The organism is Streptomyces uncialis, from assembly GCF_001905345.1.
In the GTDB taxonomy this organism is placed as follows: Bacteria; Actinomycetota; Actinomycetes; order Streptomycetales; family Streptomycetaceae; genus Streptomyces; species Streptomyces uncialis.
The window spans coordinates 217,689-236,678 of sequence record NZ_LFBV01000010.1 but is presented as its reverse complement, the minus strand read 5'-3'; the positions used below and the strand labels follow the sequence as shown (position 1 = coordinate 236,678).

The 18,990-nt window shown below is 74.2% G+C and carries 15 protein-coding genes; 8 read left to right on the top strand and 7 right to left on the bottom strand.

Features of this window, described 5'->3' with window-relative positions; translation table 11 throughout:
- Window positions 1–90 precede the first annotated feature (90 nt).
- The gene (locus tag AB852_RS31305) at window positions 91–606 is read right to left on the bottom strand and encodes a hypothetical protein (protein ID WP_073793587.1); all 516 of its coding nucleotides are present in this window, start codon (window positions 604–606) and stop codon (window positions 91–93) included.
- Between the two features lie 394 nt (window positions 607–1,000).
- On the opposite strand from AB852_RS31305, the gene AB852_RS31300 reads away from it, so the two are divergent.
- Both AB852_RS31300 and AB852_RS31295 read left to right on the top strand, forming a co-directional pair.
- A complete protein-coding gene (locus tag AB852_RS31300; RefSeq protein WP_079185056.1) occupies window positions 1,001–1,723 on the top strand; it encodes an NADPH-dependent FMN reductase in 723 nt (240 codons plus the stop codon).
- A 705-nt stretch (window positions 1,724–2,428) separates the two neighbouring features.
- Entirely contained in the window at window positions 2,429–2,917 is a 489-nt protein-coding gene (locus AB852_RS31295) for a gamma-glutamylcyclotransferase family protein (protein WP_079185055.1), read from the top strand.
- A 4-nt stretch (window positions 2,918–2,921) separates the two neighbouring features.
- Here AB852_RS31295 and AB852_RS31290 read toward each other — a convergent pair whose 3' ends face one another.
- Window positions 2,922–3,533, bottom strand: coding sequence for a SanA/YdcF family protein (locus AB852_RS31290; protein ID WP_073794242.1), 612 nt, complete (start codon window positions 3,531–3,533; stop codon window positions 2,922–2,924).
- A gap of 305 nt (window positions 3,534–3,838) precedes the next feature.
- On the opposite strand from AB852_RS31290, the gene AB852_RS31285 reads away from it, so the two are divergent.
- The 4 genes from AB852_RS31285 (at window position 3,839) to AB852_RS31270 (ending at window position 10,088) form a co-directional block, all read left to right on the top strand.
- A complete protein-coding gene (locus AB852_RS31285; protein ID WP_073793586.1) occupies window positions 3,839–5,194 on the top strand; it encodes a deoxyguanosinetriphosphate triphosphohydrolase in 1,356 nt (451 codons plus the stop codon).
- Window positions 5,195–5,370: 176 nt separating this feature from the next.
- A complete protein-coding gene (locus tag AB852_RS31280; RefSeq protein WP_073793585.1) occupies window positions 5,371–6,633 on the top strand; it encodes an NAD(P)/FAD-dependent oxidoreductase in 1,263 nt (420 codons plus the stop codon).
- A gap of 147 nt (window positions 6,634–6,780) precedes the next feature.
- On the top strand, window positions 6,781–8,691 hold the full coding sequence (gene dnaG, locus AB852_RS31275; RefSeq protein ID WP_073793584.1) for a DNA primase: 1,911 nt from the start codon (window positions 6,781–6,783) through the stop codon (window positions 8,689–8,691).
- Between the two features lie 293 nt (window positions 8,692–8,984).
- Entirely contained in the window at window positions 8,985–10,088 is a 1,104-nt protein-coding gene (locus tag AB852_RS31270) for an RNA polymerase sigma factor (RefSeq protein WP_399502880.1), read from the top strand.
- Window positions 10,089–10,214: 126 nt separating this feature from the next.
- Here AB852_RS31270 and AB852_RS31265 read toward each other — a convergent pair whose 3' ends face one another.
- Window positions 10,215–10,676: a hypothetical protein gene (locus tag AB852_RS31265; RefSeq protein ID WP_073793582.1), complete on the bottom strand. Its 462-nt coding sequence runs from the start codon at window positions 10,674–10,676 to the stop codon at window positions 10,215–10,217.
- A gap of 294 nt (window positions 10,677–10,970) precedes the next feature.
- Between AB852_RS31265 and AB852_RS31260 the strand changes: the two genes are divergently transcribed.
- A complete protein-coding gene (locus tag AB852_RS31260; protein WP_073793581.1) occupies window positions 10,971–12,251 on the top strand; it encodes an AAA family ATPase in 1,281 nt (426 codons plus the stop codon).
- Window positions 12,252–12,353: 102 nt separating this feature from the next.
- Window positions 12,354–14,141, top strand: a complete 1,788-nt coding sequence (locus AB852_RS41440; RefSeq protein WP_073793580.1) for a helix-turn-helix domain-containing protein — start codon at window positions 12,354–12,356, stop codon at window positions 14,139–14,141.
- Between the two features lie 109 nt (window positions 14,142–14,250).
- On the opposite strand, the gene AB852_RS31250 is transcribed toward AB852_RS41440, so the two are convergent.
- From AB852_RS31250 to AB852_RS31235, 4 genes are all read right to left on the bottom strand, one after another.
- Window positions 14,251–16,020 carry a hypothetical protein gene (locus AB852_RS31250; RefSeq protein WP_073793579.1) on the bottom strand — a complete coding sequence of 590 codons (1,770 nt, stop codon included), beginning with the start codon at window positions 16,018–16,020 and terminating at the stop codon, window positions 14,251–14,253.
- Between the two features lie 475 nt (window positions 16,021–16,495).
- Window positions 16,496–17,851 (bottom strand): esterase-like activity of phytase family protein, encoded by a 1,356-nt coding sequence (locus AB852_RS31245; RefSeq protein WP_073793578.1) that lies wholly within the window; start codon window positions 17,849–17,851, stop codon window positions 16,496–16,498.
- A 266-nt stretch (window positions 17,852–18,117) separates the two neighbouring features.
- Window positions 18,118–18,441: a hypothetical protein gene (locus AB852_RS31240; RefSeq protein WP_107499397.1), complete on the bottom strand. Its 324-nt coding sequence runs from the start codon at window positions 18,439–18,441 to the stop codon at window positions 18,118–18,120.
- A 52-nt stretch (window positions 18,442–18,493) separates the two neighbouring features.
- Window positions 18,494–18,835, bottom strand: a complete 342-nt coding sequence (locus AB852_RS31235; RefSeq protein ID WP_073793577.1) for an SPASM domain-containing protein — start codon at window positions 18,833–18,835, stop codon at window positions 18,494–18,496.
- Window positions 18,836–18,990: the final 155 nt, after the last annotated feature.

Genomic DNA, 18,990 nt, shown 5'->3' with positions numbered 1-18,990 from the left:
GTCTCTCCCGCGCCCCCCTCCGGCCCGGCGAGGGGTCGCGGGACCGGAGGGGGGAGGGAAGGCGGTACCGGTGGACAGCGGAGGTGTCCGTCAGATCCCGTCGCCTCTCGCCCGGCGATGCAGGAGCCAGGTACCGCCCGCGGCGGCGACGGCCAGCGCCGCCACACCCGCCGCGGTCTGGACGGGGTCGGGGCCCAGTGCGCCGCCGACCCCCGTGTTCACATGCCCCTTGGGGTGCGTGGGCAGTGCCGCCCCGGCCAGCCCCACCCACAGGTCGGCCGTGGCCTGCTTGCCGTCCGCGCAGCTCACGGCGATCTCGTACGTGCCCGGATGCGCGGACGAGGGCACCTTGAACTGACCGACGGACTGCCCCATATGACTGCTCGGCGCCAGCGTGAAGGTGCCCGCGCCGACCGAGCTCGCGTCCCCGGCCGCGGTACCGCCCGCCCCGCAGCCGCCCGTGTTCATGGTGACGAGGTCGCCCGGCGAGGCGGAGGACGGGAAGAGCCGGGTGCCCTTCGCGTCACCGCCCCACGCCGGGGCCGCGGCGAGCGCCGCCGTGGCGACGGCGAGCGCGGCGGCGCTCAGCAGACGGGCAGTACGCATGACTCGCTCCTAGGGAAGCGCGCGCCCCGCGGCCCCCAAGTGCCGCTGCGTCGGTCGCGCCCTCGCACCCCGAGAAAACGGCCCCCCGGCCCCCGCCGCCTCCCGGCGCCCGGCCCCCGGTTCCGGCGAACGGCTGACTCCCGCGCCCTGCCGCACCCTGTTTCAGCAGGTCATGGACGTGCGGGCGGAAATGTGCGGGAGCGCGTCCCGCAGGGCTGTGAACGGGTGACGGTCGGCCGGACGGCGTATCTGACGGGGCGTCCGGCGTCCCGCGTTCCCCGGCCGGGGGCTGACGGTGCGTCGGGCACGGTTCCCGGGGTGCCGGACGGGTGGCGGACGGGGCGGGTGCGGCGCGCTTGACCTCAAGTTTGGTTGAGGGAACACGCTGTGGCACATGAACACCGAGAACGCGGCCTTCGGGGCCGCAGCATCCACCGTGCCCACCGCCACCGCCACCCCGATCACCTCTCCCGTCGAACCCTCCTGGTCCGGCGGGCCGGGGGCGGCGACCGAACCGGACGGGCCGGAGGTCCGGCCTCCGGCGCCCCTGCGGATCGCGGTCGTCCTGGGCAGCAACCGGGACGGCCGGTTCGGGCCGGTCGTCGCCGACTGGCTGCTCAAGGAGATCGGCGTCCGGCCCGAACTGCGCGCCGAGCTCGTGGACGTCGGCGCGGTCCACCTGCCCACGACCCTTCCCGGGCGACCGTCGCCCGAGGTGGCCGCGGAGGTCGCCAAGGTGACACCCACGCTGGCCGACGCCGAGGCGTTCGTCGTCCTCACCCCCGAGTACAACCACTCGTATCCCGCCGCGCTGAAGAACCTCATCGACTGGCACTACGACGAGTGGCAGGCCAAGCCCGTCGGCTTCGTCTCCTACGGGGGGATCTCCGGGGGGCTGCGCGCGGTCGAGCATCTGCGGCAGGTCTTCGCCGAACTGCACGCGGTCACCGTCCGGGACTCGGTCTCGTTCGCCAACGCCGGGTCGCAGTTCGACGACGACGGGGCCCATCGGGACCCGTCCGCCGCGGGGGCCGCCGTGAAGTCCCTGCTCGATCAGCTCACGTGGTGGGGCCTGACCCTCCGCGAGGGCAAGGAGGCCCGCCCGTACGGGTCGTGAGGGGTCGCCTTCGCTTGCGCTTCCGAGGTCTGTCCGGCTGGGCGTACTTCGTTCCTGTGCCGTCGCTCGGTGGTTGTGCGCAGTTCCCCGCGCCCCTGGATGCTGCCTCCTGTTGTTGTTCTCCGGGTGCGGGCCTGTTCTCGTCTTTTGCGCAGTTCCCCGCGCCCCTTTGGGGGCGCTCCTTGAGGGCGTCGGTCAGGTGCGGGTCCTCCGCTTGCGGAACCACCTTCCTCGCGCAGTCGCAGGACTCACGTAAGGGGGTGGGCGGGAATCTCTGCCCGCAGACTCCGATGCTCTTCAGTCCGGCAAGGTCACGTCGTACCGAGCGCGTTGGAGCGAGGACGGAGAATCCCGACCGGCACCGACCCGAAGAACCGACCGGACGCGCCCCAAAGGGGCGCGGGGAACTGCGCGAAGACGAGGGCGGACCCGCACCCGAAGGACAACGAACAGGGGCAGCATCCAGGGGCGCGGGGAACTGCGCACCCACGTCGGTACCCCCACAGGGACAAGTGCGGCCAGGTGTGGAACCCCAGAAGCGCCAGCGAAGGCGACCTGCGGGGAACTGCGCACCCCACGAGCGGCCCGCACAGGGACAAGTACGCCCGGCACAGGAGACCTCAGAGGCGCAAGCGAAGGCGACCCGTGGCCCGACCCGGGATAATCGGCGTCCGTAACCGCACCGGGAGAGGACGGACATCGGATATGAGCATGACGGACGGACCGCGGGGGGCCGCCACGGCACTGCCCTTCTTCGTCTACGGCACGCTGCGGCCCGGCGCGTCCTGTCACGACGCGTATCTGCGCGCGGGCACCGCCCACGACGAGCCCGGGACGCTCCCCGGCGCCGCGCTGTACGACGGGCCCGGCTACCCGTACGCCGTGGAGGTCCCCGGGCCCGGCCGGATACAGGGCGAACTGGTCACCGCGCTGGACAGCGACTACCCGGGGCTGCTGGTCTCCCTCGACGAGCTGGAGGAGTACCACGGCCCCGGGGACCCGGGCAACGAGTACGAGCGGGTGATCCGGGACGTCCACCGCGCCGACGGCTCCACCACCCCGGCCTGGGTGTACCTCGCGGCCCCGTCCGTGGCCGACGGACTGCGCCGCGACGGCACCCGGCTGGCCGGGAGCGACTGGCTCGCCCACACCGCGCTCACCGGGGGACAGCCGGAACCGACCGGGGCCGCCTGACCGCTCAGCGCCCGGTGGCCAGCGCCGCCGCCACCCCCGGCTCCTTGGGGCCGAGGAACCGGGGGCTCGGCCGGAGCACCACGTCCGACGCGGCCTTGGCCGAGGCCATCAGCTCGCGGGTGGCGCCGTAGTACCAGACCGCGTTGCGGCGGTCGGGCACGCCCACGCCGTACGAGGTGATCCCCGCGGCGCGGCACAGGGCGACCGCCCTGCGTATGTGGAAGCCCTGGCTGATCAGGACCGCCCGGTCCACCCCGAACACCTCACGGGCCCGTACGCACGAGTCCCAGGAGTCGAAGCCCGCGTAGTCGCTGACGATCCGCCGGTCCGGGACACCCTGGCGGGTCAGATAGGCGCGCATGGTGTCCGGCTCGTCGTACTCCTCGCGGCTGTTGTCCCCGGTGACGAGGATGACCTCGACCCGGCCCGCGTGGTACAGCCCGACCGCCGCGTCCAGCCGCCGGGCCAGATACGGGGAGGGCTCGTCGCCGCGCAGCCCGGCGCCGAAGACCATCGCCACCTCGGTACGGGGCACGTCCCCCGGGTCGCGCAAGGAGCTGTCCGCGGACAGATAGACCCAGGTGGGCGGTATCAGCCCCAGTACGCACAGCACCATCACGGACTGCACCGCGATCCGCTGTCCCCGCCTGCCGCGCGGCAGCCGTGGCCGCAGCGAGCGCCACGGCACCCGCGCCACCTCCCGCGCCGTACGGGTCACCACCCGCGCCGCCGTTCGACGAACCCCCCGGACGAGCCGCATCCCCAACCCCCAAAGCAATGGCCGACCTCGTGTCACCCAGAGTAATCCACCCCGCAGACAACGCCCCGGCCCCGGCGTCCGCCGCACACCGCGGGCGCCCCCGGGTCCGCCCGGCGGGCGGCTCGCGCGCGAACCCGGTCCGGCCGTCTACTGTCGTGCCCATGCACGGCGAAGGCACCACCACGTCCACCCCGGCACCCGCCACGGTCCCCTACGACTCCGCGGACGAGGCGCGCTGGGCGGGCGAGGCCGACAAACGGCCGGGCCGTACCGCGTTCCAGCGGGACCGGGCCCGGGTCCTGCACTCCGCCGCCCTGCGGCGGCTCGCCGGGAAGACGCAGGTGGTCACCCCCGGCACCCGCGGCCCGGCCTGGGACCCGAGCCCCCGCACCCGGCTGACGCACTCCCTGGAGTGCGCCCAGGTGGGCCGGGAACTGGGCGCGGCCCTCGGCTGCGACCCGGACCTCGTGGAGACCGCCTGCCTGTCGCACGACCTCGGGCACCCCCCGTTCGGCCACAACGGCGAACAGGCCCTCAACGAGGTCGCCGCCGACTGCGGCGGCTTCGAGGGCAACGCGCAGTCCCTGCGGCTGCTCACCCGGATCGAACCGAAGCGCTTCGCCCCCGCCGGGCACGGCGGCGGCACCGCCCCCGTCAGCGTCGGACTCAACCTGACCCGCGCCGCACTCGACGCGGCGACCAAGTACCCCTGGCCCCTGGGCGGCCACCCCACCGACCCGGCGTCCCCGAAGTTCGGTGTCTACGAGGACGACCGGCCGGTCTTCGACTGGGTCCGCGAGGGCGTCCCGGCCGGCCGGACCTGCTTCGAGGCGCAGGTCATGGACTGGTCGGACGATGTCGCGTACTCGGTGCACGACCTGGAGGACGCGCTGCACGCGGGCCATGTCGACCCCCGGGTGCTGCACGCCGAACCCGAGCGCCGGGACGTCTACGAGGTGGCGATCGGCCGCTACGTCCCCGCGGACACCGACCCGGAGGAACTCGCGGCGGCCCTCGACCGGCTCCTCGCCCAGGAGTGGTGGCCGCACGGCTACGACGGCTCCGCGTCCTCGCAGGCGGGCCTGAAGGACGCCACCAGCCAGCTCATCGGCCGCTTCTGCGTGGCGGCGGAACACGCCACCCGCGCGCGGTGGGACCCCGGCCACACCGGGCTGCGCCTCACCCGCTACGCCGCGGAGCTCGTCGTCCCCCGCGAGGCCCGCCTCGAATGCGCGGTGCTCAAGGCGGTCGCCGACCGGTACGTCATGCAGCGCGCCGAACAGGCGCTGATCCGGGCCGAACAGCGGGTCGTCGTCGCGGAGCTGGCCGAGGCCCTCGCGCGGCGCGCCCCCGAGGGCCTCGACCCGCAGTTCCGCGCGCTGTTCGAGACGGCACCCGACGCGCGCTCCCGCAAACGGGTGATCGTGGATCAGATCGCGTCCCTCACGGATGTGTCCGCGGGCGCCCTGCACGCCCGGCTCACGGACCGCCCCGGCGCCGCGCCGACCGGCCTGTGACAGGACTGGACGGGCCCCGCGCGGGGCACACGACCGGGGGCGCGGAACAGGAACGGAATCCCGCGTACCGCCACGGGGTGTGACGGGCGATGGCCTGATCGGGTCACTCCCTCTTCCCGCATCACCCTGTGTGCGGGACGCTCGCTCCTGGCGGAATGCTTACGAGGAGGCATCAAGTGGTCGACGCGGATCAGACGTTCGTCATCATCGGTGGAGGGCTCGCGGGCGCCAAGGCGGCCGAGACCCTGCGCGCGGAGGGGTTCACCGGGCGGGTGATCCTCATCGGGGACGAACGCGATCACCCCTACGAGCGCCCGCCCCTGTCCAAGGGCTATCTGCTGGGCAAGGCCGAACGCGACAGCTTCGGCGTCCATGAACCGGCCTGGTACGCGCAGCACGACATCGAACTGCACCTCGGCCAGACCGTCGACCTGATCGACCGCACCGCGCGGACCGTGCGGCTCGGCGACGGCACGGCCATCGCGTACGACAAGCTGCTGCTGGCGACCGGCGCGGAACCGCGCCGCCTCGACATCCCCGGCACCCAGCTCGCCGGGGTCCACCATCTGCGCCGCATCGCGCACAGCGACCGGCTGCGCCAGGTCCTGACGAGCCTGGGCCGGGAGAACGGCCATCTGGTGATCGCGGGCGCGGGCTGGATCGGGCTGGAGGTCGCGGCGGCGGCCCGCTCCTACGGGGCGGAGGTCACCGTGGTGCACCGGGGCCCGGCCCCCCTGCACAGCGTCCTCGGGCCCGAGCTCGGGCAGTTCTTCGCGGACCTGCACCGCGAGCATGGGGTGCGGTTCCACTTCGGCGCCCAGCTCACGGAGATCGTCGGCCAGGACGGCATGGTCCTCGCCGCCCGCACCGACGACGGCGAGGAGCACCCGGCGCACGACGTGCTCGCCGCGATCGGCGCCGCGCCCCGCACCTCCCTCGCGGAGGCCGCGGGCCTGGAGCTGGTGGACCGCTCCGAGGGCGGCGGCATCGCCGTGGACCTGGGGCTGCGCACCTCCGACCCGGACATCCACGCGGCGGGCGACATCGCGGCCCCGCACCATCCGCTGTTCGGCACCCGGCTGCGGGTCGAGCACTGGGCCAACGCCCTGAACGGCGGCCCGGCCGCCGCCCGCGCGATGCTCGGCCAGGACGTCACGTACGACCGCGTGCCGTACTTCTTCTCCGACCAGTACGACGTGGGCCTGGAGTACTCCGGCTGGGCGCCCGCGGGCTCCTACGACCAGGTCGTGATCCGCGGCGATCTCGGCAAGCGGGAGTTCATCGCGTTCTGGCTGTCGGAGGGCCGCGTCCTGGCCGGGATGAACGTCAATGTGTGGGACGTCACCGAGCCGGTCCAGGCACTGATCAGGTCACGCGCGCGGGTGGACCCCGACGCGCTCGCCGACCCCTCGGTGCCCCTGGCGTCACTGGTCCCCTGAGGCCCCGCGGGGCCTCGCGCACACCCGGGCGCCCCGGGCCCGTCCCGTTCCGGCGGGGCGTGCCCGGGGCTCCCGGGAGCACGTCCGGAGGGTCCCCCGGAGCACACGCGGCGCGGGAGTGTCGGTGCGTCGCCGTAGAATCGCGGCGTGGCAGGCAGGATCAATGACGAGGACGTGAAGGCGGTCCGGGACGCGGTCCCGATCGACGCCGTGGTGTCCGAGTACCTCCAGCTGCGCGGCGCGGGCGGTGGAAACCTGAAGGGCCTGTGCCCCTTCCACGACGAGAAGTCGCCGTCGTTCCAGGTCAGCCCCAGCAAGGGCCTCTTCCACTGCTTCGGCTGCCAGGAGGGCGGCGACACCATCACGTTCGTGATGAAGGTCGACCACCTGTCCTTCTCGGAGGCCGTCGAGCGGCTCGCGGGCACCGCCGGCATCACCCTGCGCTACGAGGAGGGCGGGTACAACCCCAGCCATCAGCGCGGTGAGCGCATCCGGCTGGTGGAGGCCCACAAGGCCGCCGCGGTGTACTACGCCGAGCAGCTCGACTCCCAGCCCGAGGCGGAGATCGGCCGGACGTTCCTCGCGGAGCGCGGGTTCGACCAGTCGGCGGCCACCCACTTCAGCGTCGGCTACAGCCCGGCCGGATGGGACCACCTCACCCGCTTCCTGCGCGGCAAGGGCTTCACCGACAAGGAGCTCCTGCTGTCCGGGCTCGCCCAGGAGGGCCGCCGCGGCCCCATCGACCGCTTCCGGGGACGCCTGATGTGGCCCATCCGGGACATCTCCGGCGAGGTGGTCGGTTTCGGTGCCCGCAGGCTCCGCGCCGACGACAACGGCCCCAAGTACCTGAACACCCCCGAGACACCCATCTACCGCAAGTCCCAGGTCCTCTACGGCATCGACCTCGCCAAGAAGGACATCGCGAAGGCCAGCCGCGCGGTCGTCGTCGAGGGCTACACCGACGTCATGGCCTGCCATCTCGCCGGGGTCACCACCGCCATCGCCACCTGCGGCACCGCGTTCGGCGCCGACCACATCAAGATCCTGCGCCGCCTCCTCATGGACAACGGCTCCGCGCGCGTGATCTTCACCTTCGACGGGGACTCGGCCGGCCAGAAGGCCGCCCTGCGCGCCTTCGAGGACGACCAGAAGTTCGCCGCCGAGACCTATATCGCCATCGCCCCCGACGGGATGGACCCCTGCGACCTGCGGCTCGCCAAGGGCGACGAAGCCGTCGCGGAGCTGACCGAGCCCCGTACCCCGCTGTTCGAGTTCGCGCTGCGCCAGATCGTCGCCCGCTACGACCTCGACACCCCGGCGGGCCGCGCCGCCGCGCTCGACGAGGCCGCCCCGGTCGTCGCCCGGATCAAGAACAGCGCCTCCCAGCACGAGGTCGCCGTCCAGCTCGCCGGTCTCGTCGGCATCCTCGACACCCAGTTCGTCGTCAAGCGCGTCGGCCAGATCGCCCGCTGGGCCCGCGACCGCGGCGGCCAGGGCCCCGCCCCCGAGCGCGGCGCCCAGCGGACCGCCGCCGGTTTCGACGAGAGCGGGGCGGGCCGCCCCCGGGGCGCCGCCCTCAATCTGCGCAACGCCGTCCACGCGACCGAACGCGAACTGCTCAAGCTCGCCCTCCAGCGCCCCGAGCTGGTCTCCCCGGCCTTCGACGCGTACGGCGTGGACGAGTTCACCGCGCCGCCCTACGCGGCCGTCCGGGAGGCCGTCATGGAGGCGGGCGGCGCCGAGCACGGCGCGCGCGCCCCCCAGGAGTACCTGGTCCGGGTCCGCGAGGCCGCCCCCGACGACCAGGTCCGCGCGATGGTGACCGAGCTGGCCGTCGAGGCGATCATGCGCCGCACGGTCGACGAGCTGTACGCGGGCGAGCAGCTCGTCGCGGTCCGCCGCCGCGCGGTCGACCGCCGGGTCCAGGACATCCAGTCGACCCTCACCCGGCTGGGCTCCGGCGGGGACCCGGCCCATCTGGCCGCCGTCCAGAACGAGCTGTGGGTCCTCCAGCAGTACGGTCAGTCGCTGCGCGAGCGGGGCGCGGACGCCCTGTAGGGCCGTCCCGGCCAGGCTTCCGGCGCACCCGTCCCCCGGACCCGCCCCGTAACCGGCCGGTCACGTACAGAGGTAAAAAGTCGTCGCACGCCCCTCGTGGCAAGGATGTGTCGTAGAGCACACTGGGGAGCGGTGCCTGAGTCCTCGGAGCGCGGCCGGTTCGTCCATGGCGGACCCCGGACCCCCGCGGTTCCGCTCATCGCGTACGGGACGGCGGCGGCGAGGCCGCCCCTACCGCTCCCGTCGTACCGCTGTCGCTCGCTCCAGCAGCGAACCCCTTGGAGGTCGCCGCCGTGCAGACCCGGACCCTCGCGCAGCTCCCCACCGACACGCACGTCCCCCCGGCCGCCGCCGGGGCGGAACCCGAACCGCTCAGGGCGGTGCCCGCGCAGAGCCGCGCGAGGGTCCGTCCGCAGACGCCGCCCGGCCCCGGCGCGGACACCGGGCCCGCGGCGGACCGGTCCGCCGCCCGCGCGGACCACGGCGGCCCCTCCTCCGACCTGTTCCGCCAGTACCTGCGGGAGATCGGCAGGATCGGACTGCTGACGGCCGCCGACGAGGTCGAACTGGCCCGCCGGGTGGAGGCCGGGCTGTTCGCCGAGGAGAAACTGGGCTCCGCGCCCGATCTGGACTCCCGGCTCGCGGGCGACCTCGACCGGCTCGTCGTGATGGGCCGGATGGCCAAACGCCGTCTCATCGAGGCCAATCTGCGCCTCGTGGTGTCCGTCGCCAAGCGGTACATCGGCCGCGGGCTGACCATGCTGGACCTGGTGCAGGAGGGCAATCTCGGACTGATCCGGGCCGTCGAGAAGTTCGACTACGCGCGTGGCTACAAGTTCTCCACGTACGCGACCTGGTGGATACGCCAGGCCATGTCCCGCGCGCTCGCCGACCAGGCCCGCACGATCCGGGTGCCCGTCCATGTCGTCGAACTCATCAACCGCGTGGTGCGGGTCCAGCGCCGGATGCTCCAGGAACGCGGCTGCGAACCGACCGCCGAGGAGGTCGCCGCGTATCTGGAACTCACCCCGGAACGCGTCGGCGAGGTACTGCGGCTCGCGCAGGAACCCGTCTCGCTGCACGCCCCGGTCGGCGAGGAGGACGATGTCGCCCTCGGCGACCTCATCGAGGACGGGGACGCCGCCTCACCGGCGGAGTCGGCCGCGTTCCTGCTGCTGCGCGAACACCTCGACGCGGTCCTGTCCACCCTCGGGGAACGCGAACGCAAGGTCGTCCAGCTCCGCTACGGCCTCATGGACGGCCGCCCCCGCACCCTGGAGGAGATAGGGCGCATCTTCGGCGTCACCCGCGAACGCATCCGCCAGATCGAGTCCAAGACCCTCAACAAGCTCCGCGACCACGCCTACGCCGATCAGCTGCGCGGCTATCTGGACTGAGGGCGTCGCGTGCGGTGGGTGCCGGGTGCCGGGTGCCCGGCAGTACCGGGGGACGCCGGTCGTCGTTCCGGACGGGTGAGGGGGCACCGCAGGTTCGCGGTGCCCCCTCACCCGTCCGTCCGGCCGCTACAGCGGCAGCACCGTGTACGTCAGGGTGTAGCTGTAGTCGCCGTTCTTGACCACCCGGGCGATGTTGGTCGCGTTGACCCGGGCGTCGTTCAGCTCGAACACCCCCAGCTTGTCGTCCGGGTCGATGTAGTCCGGGTCCTGCTCCCACAGTTCGACGTTGAGGGGTGTGCCGCCCTCGAAGATGAACCGCTCCGGGTCGATCGCCGAGTAGTCGACGGTGCCGCGCTCGGCGCAGGTCGACGTGGGGACGACGACCCCGCCGTCCAGCTTCAGATACAGCTCGTCCTCGCCGCTCTCCGAGATGTTGACGCAGCGCAGCAGGTTGAGCTGGACCTTGTACAGCTCGCCGGGCACGAGCGGGGCGGGCTGGGCGGCCGAGGCCATCGGCGCGGTGAGCGCGAGTGCCGCCCCGAGAACGGCGGTGGTCGTGGCGAGCCTGCGGAACACAGTGGAACGCACTGGAGTCTTCCTCCCCCTAGATCCTGGTGGCCGGAACCGTTCGTGGTCGCGGCCGTCGCCCTGATGGGCAGGAACAACGTCCCGCACCGCCACCACCCGGGCACAGAGCAGCCCACTGCTCCATCACGCGCCGCCGCCTACCCCATCCCGGGACCACCGGCCGGAACCCGGTTTCGGCCAAGGGTGTGTCACCCCGTGCCTCCGCGCCCCGCCGCCTGGCACGCTGCGGGACGGCGGACGCGGCGGACATCCGGCAGGGGGCCGGACCACCCCGCACGCCAGGGGGACCGGGGGATGGACACGAACACGGACGCGGTCACGGTCACGAACGCGCCTACGGATACGGATACGGGCGCGGGCGCCGGCTCCTGCGCCGGCACGGTCACGTACAGGGACGCGGGCGCGCTCACGGACGGGGACATGAGCGCGTACGAGGACGTGGGTGAGTACGGGGCCCCAGGCGGGTACGGGGACGGGAGCACGTACGGCGTCGGCCGGGCGGCGGGACACCCTCCGCCAGGGGCGACGACGCCCGGTGAACGGGACGCGCCGGGCGCCCGGCCGATACCCGGGACCGGCACGGGACGGCCGGGGGCCCGGCTGCCCTTCGCCGGTCGCGCCGCACAACTCGGAGCGCTGGAGCGCGCGTTACGCCGCCCGTCGTGCCGGGCCGCCGTCATCACCGGCGCGCCCGGTGTCGGCAAGAGCAGGCTCGCCGAGGAGTTCCTGACCCGGGCCCGCCACCGCGGCGGCCACCGCGTGCTGCGGGTCCAGGCCACCGACGCCGCCCGCGCGATGCCGCTGTCGGCGCTGGCCCCGCTCCTCCCGTACGACAGCGAGGTCGACGGCCCCGCCGGGTTCTTCGCCGAGGTCCGCCGCCGGGCCGCCGCCCACCGCGCCACCGCCGGACCCACCGTCCTCGTCGTCGATGACATCCACCTCCTCGATCCGACCTCCCTCGCCCTGCTGTCGCTGCTGCTCGCCGACGCCACCCTGTTCCTCGCCGCGACCCTGCCCGACGGCGCCCCCTGGCCCGACGCGCTGCGCGCCCTGTGGCGTGACGACGCCCTGCGCCACCTCCCGCTGCCCGCGCTGACCGCGCGGGAGAGCGCCGCGCTGCTGGCGGCGGCCGTCGGCGGCCCGGTCGCCGCGCCCACCGCGCGCGCCCTGTGGGAAGCCAGCCGGGGCAACCCCCTGCTGCTGCGGGAACTGCTGCGCGCCACCCTCGCCGAGAACGGGCTCGGCGAGGTGCGGGGCGTGTGGTGCCTCAACCGCCCGCTGCCCGAAACGCTGCCCGCCACGGTCGCCGACGGGCTGTCCGGCCAGGGGCTCGACGCGCTCGCCCCGGACCGGCGCGCCCTGCTGGAACTCCTCGCCGTGTGCGGCCCGATCGGACTGCGCGACGGCCTCGCCCACAGCGGGCCCGAGGTGCTCGCGGAACTGGAGGACCGCCGTCTGATCGTCTCCCACGTCGACGGCCGCCGCGAGCAACTGACCCTCGCCCACCCGCTGCACGCGAGGGTCCTGCGCGCCGGTGTCAGCAGGCTGAAGGCCCGCGCGCTGCTCCTCGGGTAGGCCGACCGGGTACGCGGCCACGGCGCCCGCCGCGCGGGCGACGCCCTCACCGTCGCCTGCTGGGAACTCGACGCCACCGGCACCGCCGACCCGGAACTGCTGGTGCGGGCCGCGGGCCGGGCGCTGTACGCGGACGATGTCGACACCATGTGCCGACTGGCCCGCGCCGCCCTGGTGCACGGCCCGCACCCCCGCGCCGCGCTGATGCTCGGGGAGGCGCTCGGCCAGCGCGGCGCCTTCACGGAGGGCATCGCCGTACTGGAACGGGCGTTCGCCGTGGCCGGGCCCGAGGACGTGGGGTCCGTCGCGGTGACCCTCGCCGTCCATCACTTCTACGGTCCCGGGCGGCTGGACCGGGCCCTGGCGGTCCTCGCGGAGGCCGTCGGGCGGGCGGGCCCCTCGCCGGTCCTCACGGGGTGGGAGGTCACCCTGCTGACCGCCGCGGGCCGCACAGACCTGGCCGCCCACGCCCTCGCGGGCTGCCCGGAGTCCGCGTCAGGCCCGGAGTCCGCGCTGGACCCGTCGTCCGCGTCAGGCCCGGAGTCCGCCCTGGCACCGTCCCCGTCCCCGTCCGGACCTGACGCCTTGGCACCGGACCCCGGCCCGTCGCTGCCCAGGGAACCCGCACCCGCATCGGTCCCCGTACTGCCCAGGTCACCCGCAGCGAACCCCGCACCCGCATTCGCCCCCGTACCGGACCCGGCCCCCGTACCCGACCCCGCCGGAGTCCTGCTGCTCCAGGCCCGGCTCCGGGTCGAACTCGCGGAAGGGCGGGCCGAGGACGCGGTGCGCAGCGGGCGGGCCGCGTACACCGCGCACCGGGCGGTGACCGAGCGCACCGAGGTGTTCTACCCGGCCCGCAGCTCCTATCTGATCGCGGCGGCCCTGCTGGAGGCCGGGCGGCTCGACGAGGCGGACCGGACCGCCCGGGACGGGCTGGAGGAACTGCTGGCCGCACCGGTGCCCGCGCTGGTCACCTGGTTCGGCTGGGTGCGCGGCAGGATCGCGCTGGACCGGGGGCGGCCCGCCGAGGCCGCCGCGCACTTCAGGGAGGCCCGCGCACAGGCCCATCTGTGCGGACACCGCTTCGCGGAACAGCGCGTCCTGGCCGGACTGGTCCTCGCGCAGGCGTACACGGGCCACGCGGGGGCTGCGGCGGCGGAACTGGCGGCCGTCGCCGAGGGCCCGGACGGGCCGTGGCGGCAGGCCGACACCCTGCGCGCGCACGCCTGGGCGCTGCGCTGCCAAGGCCGCGCCGGGGAGGCGGTGGCCGTACTGGGCACGGCCACCGCCGACGCCCTCGCCCACGGGGAACGCGCCGCCGCCCTCACTCTCCAGCACGACCTGGTGCGCTGGGGCGAACGGGCCGCCGCCGACCGGGTCACGGACCTCGCGGCGACCGCGCAGGGCCCGTACGAGGCCGCCCGCGCCGCCCACGCGCGGGCCCTCGCCGCAGCGGACCCCGACGCGCTCACGGCCGTGGCCGACACCTGGACCGCCCTGGGCACCGTGCTGCTCGCCGCCGAGACCCTGGCACAGGCCGCGTCGCTCTGGCGGGAACCGGCACCGGGCGAACGGCACCGGACCCCCGCCCGGGTCGTCGCGGAGCGCCGCGCCACGGCCCGCGCGCTGCTGCTGCGGGAGCGCTGCGAGGGCGCCGCGACCCCGGCCCTGGCCGTGCTGACGGAACGCGGTCCGGGCGCCCCGGCGGTGCTGAGCGCCCGTGAACTGGAGATCGCGCACCTCGCCGCACGGGGCCGCACCAGCAAGGAGATCGCCGCGCACCGCGGTCTGTCCGTCCGTACGGTCGACAACACGCTGGGCCGCGTCTACCGCAAGCTGGGCGTCAACGACCGCGCCGCGCTGGGCCGGTTGCTCGCCCCGCCCTGAGCGGACGGGGCACTGCCGACCACGTGGTTACGTCGTCCATGTCGTCCACGGCACCCGTCGCGCACCCGGCACGGGAACCCGGCAGCGGCCCGGACCACCGCGCACCGCTTCACCCAGGCCCCGCACCGCCACCGCCACCGCCACCACGACCGGGTCGACGACCGGGACGGCCAGCGCGACCGGGACGACCACGTACCCGTTCCGGCCCGAGCATCTCCCTGACCGCCACCAGCAGCGACCTGCGGAGCACCACCCGCGCGCCGGGCGCCGCCGCGAGCGGTTCGTCGCGCTCTCCGAACCCGTCCGGCAGCGGCGGCAGCCCCAGCGCGGCGAACGCGTCCGCGAGATGGCGCCGGGGTGCGCCCGAGTCCCGCAGCACGGCGGTCAGCGGACGCGGGTCGGTGACCCCGAGCGTTTCGGCGAAGGCCGCCGAGACCGCCGACGCCGCCGTCAGACCGGGCACGTCCGCGACGCCCCGCCATCTGTGCGCGGCGATCTCCTCCCCGTCCCGCACCAGGGTCAGCGTGTACGAGCCGCCCTCCTGTTGCGCGACCACCACCGGCCACTGCTCCCCGCGGCTGAGGATGCGCGCCAGCCGGACCGCCCCGCCCAGCGCGAAGACGGCCCGCCGCCCGGCCCCGCGCCCGTCGGCGGCGTCCACCGAAGGGGCCGTCTCCAGATAGGTACGGCCGCCCGGCGCGGGCGCCAGCCGCAGGGTGGTGCCGGTGAGCAGCACCGCCTTGACGACCTGTTCCGGCGGCGCCCCGCACAGCGTGACGGCCTTGGCCTGCGGCGGCGCAACGGTCCCGGCCGGCGCCGGTGCGACGGCCGGGACCCGGACCGCGCCCCGGAAGTACGGCGTCCCGCGCGCCACCCGCATCCGCACCAGCCGCCGCGCCTCGATGAACGTCTCTCGGGGCGCGCCGAGATACGTCCAGGGCAGGGCGCGCGCGTCCGTCCCGATCAGCCGGAACGTCTCCAGCGCCGCGGTGGGCCGCCGCGCGGAGCGGAACAGGGCCAGCGCCAGATGGTTGCGCAGCCCGGCGGCCATCGGGTCACCGGCCGCGAACCGCGCCGACAGCTCCACACCGTCCGCGACGGCCGCCTGGACCAGGGCCCGCGGTACGGGTCCCTCGCCGTCGCGGACGGTGTACTCCAGGGAGTACTCGGTCACCGCCCACAGGGGCAGCCCCCGCAGCGGTGACCCCTCCGGCGCGGACCCTGCCGCCGACCGGGTGAAGGCGAACATCTCCGCGTACGAGCCGAACCACTTGTCCGACAGATACGGCAACGCCCGCTCGTGCAGCGCGAGATCGTGCGGCGCGCGGACCTGGCCCTGCGCGAGGTACTCCTCGAACACCTCGCGCGGCGCGCCCAGCCCCCGGGCGTGGGTGAGGAGGATGCCCCAGGGGGTGGGGTCGTCGGGGCCGAGTTCGGCGGCGGCCCGCAACAGGGGCGCGGCGTCCGCGAGCGCGGTGCGGAACGCCTCGAACTGTTCGCGGGGGATGGTTCCGGGCCCCGTCATCGTCCGGATCTCCCAGGCCCGCCGCACCGCGAGTTCGGCGCGCACCAGCGCGGCGCCGGGGTCGGCCGGCCGGTCCCGGAACCAGTCCTCCAGCCAGCCGACGTGATGCAGCGCCAGGGTGACGAGTCCCGTGAGGTGGTCCGACCGGAGCTGCCAGTCGGCGGCGGCCCGGGTACGGGCCAGCAGCGCGGCGGCGGGCTCCCACGAACCGCGCCGGGCCGCGTCCAGGGCCCGCGCCAGGTCCTCGTCGGGCGCGTCCACGACGATCTCCCCGTCCGGAGGCAGTCCCTCGGCGGTCGCGGGCAGATGCCGGACCACCCGCGGCATGGTCAAGAAGTCGGACAGTCGGGCCATGGTGTGCGCTTCCCTCCCCGCGCGGAGGCGACTCCGCACCCAGTCCCGCAGATTACTCCTGGCCCCACGCGGCCCGTCCCTCACGAGCCGCCCGACCGGGTGGGGCGGGGCTCGCCGGGGCCGAGTGACGGGGGAGCGCGACGGCTGGCCGACCGGGGCGAGGGACGGAACGGGCAACGGAGCGGGCCGACGGAGCGGGCCAACGGAGCGGGCCGACGGAGCGGGCCGACGGAACGGGCCGACGGAACGGGCCGACGGAACGGGCCGACGGAGCGGGCCGACGGAACGGGCCAACGGAACGGGCCAACGGAACAGGGCAACAGAACAGGGCAACAGAACGGCGCAACGGAACAGGGCAACGGAACGGGGCGTTCCCCATGACCCCGCCGGGCCACGGAGGAACGCCCCGCTTCCAACCGTTCATATGGGTGCACACCGTCCGCCAGGCGTCCCCACGCCCGTCGGACGGTGTGTGTCAGCCGCGCAGCGGGCCGGGCAACCGAACGTGGATCACGGTGGTGTTGAGCCCGCTGTCGCGCAGCCGGCCGTTCCCGTCGAACGCGTCGGGACCGTCCGTCATGCCGAAGTCGTTGTCGTTGATGAGGGCGAGCGTGTCACGGCCCGCGACGGCGATCCCCTCGACCTTGCCGGGGACCCCCGCGACCTTGCCGAAGTCCACGACGAGCCGCTTGTCCAGGACGTTCACCCCGGCGCCCGCCAGATCGGCGGTCTGCTCATAGCTGGGGGAGGTCGCCGGGTCGTCCCAGCGGCTGTCGAGGATGCCCTTGCCGCGCGGCAGGGTCACCCGGTGCACCCGGGAGGACCGGTCGGTCCGCTCCTGCACCAGTACGGTCCGGGGGCCGAGGGCGACCAGCGAGGACACCTTCAGCTCCGCCGGGTCGGTCTCGGCGGGGTCCACCTCGGTGACCGGGTCCAGCCGGTACGCGTACTCGGCCGTGACCTCGCCCTCCTCGGGCGAGAACCGCAGCAGCCGCAGATTGCGCGACGCCTCGCCCGCGGCCTTGTCGGGCACGAGCAGCGGACTCTGGACGGCCATCAGCAGATCGCCGCCGGGCAGCACGGTCAGGGACTCGAAGCCCCGGTTCTGCTTGCGCTGGAGCAGGATCGACGGCAGCGCCTCGACCACCGGGTAGTCGGCGCCGCGCAGCTTCAGCCCCTCGGGCACGTACCGGGCGAGCACCCGGCCCTTGGCGGAGACGTGCACCAGGGACGGGCTGTACTCGTCCACCAGCCAGAACGTGCCGTCCTCGGCACGCGCCAGGCCCTCGGTGTCCAGCCCGTTCGGGTTGACGGACAGCGGGTCCTTGGCGTCGAACGTGAAGGGCGCCTCGTCGCGGCCGGTCTGGTTGGGCAGTCCGGTGACGGCCTTCCCGGACGCGGTGGTCACGGGGATGCCTCTGAGCACCTGGACGCGCTCACCGGTGACCTTCACCCGGACGATCGCGGGATTGAACTCGGGGACGGCGAAGGTGCGCCGCTTGACCCCGTCGACCTTGATCTGGCCATTGGGGCCGCGGTCGGTGAGGGCCCAGAACTCCCCGGGCCGGTCGGCGGGATACAGATCGCTGCCGATCCCGAGGTGGACGCCACGGTCGTCACGGACCGAACCGGGTATCAGGGAATTGCTGAACCCGGCCAGCGGTATCTCGTCCAGCACGGCCGTTCCCACGACCTCCGGTCCCGTGGACCGGTCGGACGCGGTGTCGGTCGGCGTGCCTGTGGCGCTGGCGGCCACGACCACGGCGCCGACCAGGGCGAGGGGCGTGGCCAGGGCAAGGGTCCGCCGCAGCGGACGTGAGCGGGGGAACATCGGGCCTCCGGATGGGGGTGAACCGGTGCGCGCCGCGGACGGACGCGGACGTCCGGACCGAGGGACACCGGAGGGGCTGGTTCCCGGACAGGTGATCGAACTCTCGCGCACCGAACCGCCGTTCGGCGCCGGTTCACCGCACTTCGGCCGGACTTCACCCCCACATCCCACCAAGGACGCCAATGTCCGGGGGAGTTCACCAGCGGATGCACCACACCGTAGACCCACCGATCACCGGCCGTACTGGCCGGAATTCGCCCCTTCGGTTACTCGGTCAGCGTGTGGAACGCCTTGCGGTAGTGCGTGGTCGAGTAGTGGTAGGCGGTGGGCTGGTCCGGTGCGTTGGTCTCGATGAGGTGTTGTGCCCTGGCCTTGAGGTCGGCGGCCCAGGCGAGGACGTGCGTCTGGGCGCTGCTTCCGCAGTCCTCCGGTTCCCCGGCGAGGCACAGCGGGAGGTCGGGGCCCACCTTGTTGGCCGCGTGCCGGACGTAGCGGGCGATCTGGAGCCACTGTGCTTCGGTGCGCTGGGGTGGTTGCCGGTCCATGGCGACAGGGGCGATCGGAGCGGCTTCGGCTGGGTGCTGGCTCACACTGTTCCTCCGTCTGGTCCGCGAATGCGTCGCCGATCGTAGCCGGACCGGGTCAGGCGACGGGTCCGTTGTCGGCGCGGGGGTCGCAGTGCTGGACGGAGGGCACGCACGGATTGCAGGGGCCGCACATGGGGAGGAACTGAGGTGGAGTGCAGGCTTGAGCGCCGCCACTGTGAGCGGACTCGATGTCCTGGCGTGCCGCGTGGAGCCGGGGCCCGTTCCAGATGGCGGCGAGTGATGTCTGCCGGACATTGCCGACGGTGATGAACCGGCCCAGTACGCAAGGGACGACCGACCCGTCGGGGAGGACCGCGATCTTCTCGTGGGCGCAGTGCCCGCAGGGTCGCCGGACAGGGGGCCCGAGTACGCGAGTGGATGGCCGGTCCAGGCTCACGCAGGGGCACGGGTCGAGCAGCCCGGCTGGGGGCGCGGTATCGATGCAGGTCAGTTCCTGCTGCCCCGGGCGCCGGGGGTCCCCTGGGGTTCCCCGTGAGGCGTTCGCTCAGCCGGGTCGACCCCTACGTCTGCGGGATTGGCCCCCTCCTCGCT

What these genes read in the sequence shown, in the direction of transcription:
- AB852_RS31305 (WP_073793587.1), bottom strand. Translation starts at nt 606, where the DNA reads ATGCGTACTGCCCGTCTGCTGAGCGCCGCCGCGCTCGCCGTCGCCACG.
- AB852_RS31295 (WP_079185055.1), top strand. Translation starts at nt 2,429, where the DNA reads ATGAGCATGACGGACGGACCGCGGGGGGCCGCCACGGCACTGCCCTTC.
- AB852_RS31260 (WP_073793581.1), top strand. Translation starts at nt 10,971, where the DNA reads ATGGACACGAACACGGACGCGGTCACGGTCACGAACGCGCCTACGGAT.
- AB852_RS31245 (WP_073793578.1), bottom strand. Translation starts at nt 17,851, where the DNA reads ATGTTCCCCCGCTCACGTCCGCTGCGGCGGACCCTTGCCCTGGCCACG.
- AB852_RS31250 (WP_073793579.1), bottom strand. Translation starts at nt 16,020, where the DNA reads ATGGCCCGACTGTCCGACTTCTTGACCATGCCGCGGGTGGTCCGGCAT.
- AB852_RS31285 (WP_073793586.1), top strand. Translation starts at nt 3,839, where the DNA reads ATGCACGGCGAAGGCACCACCACGTCCACCCCGGCACCCGCCACGGTC.
- AB852_RS31300 (WP_079185056.1), top strand. Translation starts at nt 1,001, where the DNA reads ATGAACACCGAGAACGCGGCCTTCGGGGCCGCAGCATCCACCGTGCCC.
- AB852_RS31290 (WP_073794242.1), bottom strand. Translation starts at nt 3,533, where the DNA reads ATGGTGCTGTGCGTACTGGGGCTGATACCGCCCACCTGGGTCTATCTG.